This window comes from Oleiphilus sp. HI0066 (assembly GCF_001635725.1).
This window is the reverse complement of sequence record NZ_LWFH01001501.1, coordinates 1-874: the sequence shown is the minus strand read 5'-3', so window position 1 is coordinate 874 and position 874 is coordinate 1. Positions and strand designations below refer to the sequence as shown.

The window sequence follows — 874 nt, the reverse complement described above, 5'->3', positions numbered from 1 at the left end:
CTATGACGAATATGCCTTACAGGCGTTTCAAGCGAATGCCATAGGTTATGTACTAAAGCCGGCTAGAGAAGAGCAGCTTCTGCAAAGTTTGAACCAAGCACAAGCATTAAGTCAGGCTCATTTAAAGGCTGTCAAAGTACTGCAGGCAGGTCAAAGTGCGGATTCATTCTTTATTGCGAACACATGGGATGGCCAAGAAAAGATCGACCTCGACGATATACTGCTATTCAAAGCCGATCAAAAGTATGTGAATGTTATTCATAAGCAAGGCGAAACCTTAAGTAACCAAACCTTAAAAGAACTCGAAGAGCTTTACCCGCACTTCATTCGCGTGCACCGTAGCACTCTCGTTAACACTAAACATCTTAGAAAACTCAAAAAATCCGCATCGGGTACGCACATCATTGAGCTCAGCAATGGCCTCACAACGGAAGTTAGCCGACGGCATTGTAGTGAAGTTCGCGACCTTATCTCCTCTCTCTGAGCCGTTTTAGAAATTTCACAGATCTTTTTTTGTGCCACCCAGCACAGTTTCGGCTTAGTAAGGCGTCATTTAGTCGACACCGTTCTCACTCTCACTATGCCCATAAAAGCAGTTCACAAAAATGTCGCAGAACTTTATGTATGATCCGTAATGTTGTTAAGAAAAACGAGGTCAGTATCCGTGCGTCAACATAACAATAAAGCTAAAAAAATCGCTGGTATCTTTGCATTTGCGCTTGCTCTGTTCAGCACGTCGAGCCATTGTTTAGCCAATCCAAATATTCCAATCAGCGAAGACGACACGATCTTGGTTGACCAACAACCCAATACAAAAATCCCTTACAGTAAAATTGTTAGAACTGTTATTAAGAAGTTTTTTAATCTTGATAGT

At 42.0% G+C, this 874-nt stretch carries 2 protein-coding genes; both read left to right on the top strand.

Annotated elements, in window-relative coordinates:
• The coding region (locus A3738_RS23425; protein WP_197473983.1) for a LytTR family DNA-binding domain-containing protein at positions 1 to 484 on the top strand (484 nt) is incomplete at its 5' end.
• Between the two features lie 180 nt (positions 485 to 664).
• On the top strand, positions 665 to 874 hold a 210-nt coding region (locus A3738_RS32145), incomplete at its 3' end, for a hypothetical protein (protein ID WP_156504447.1).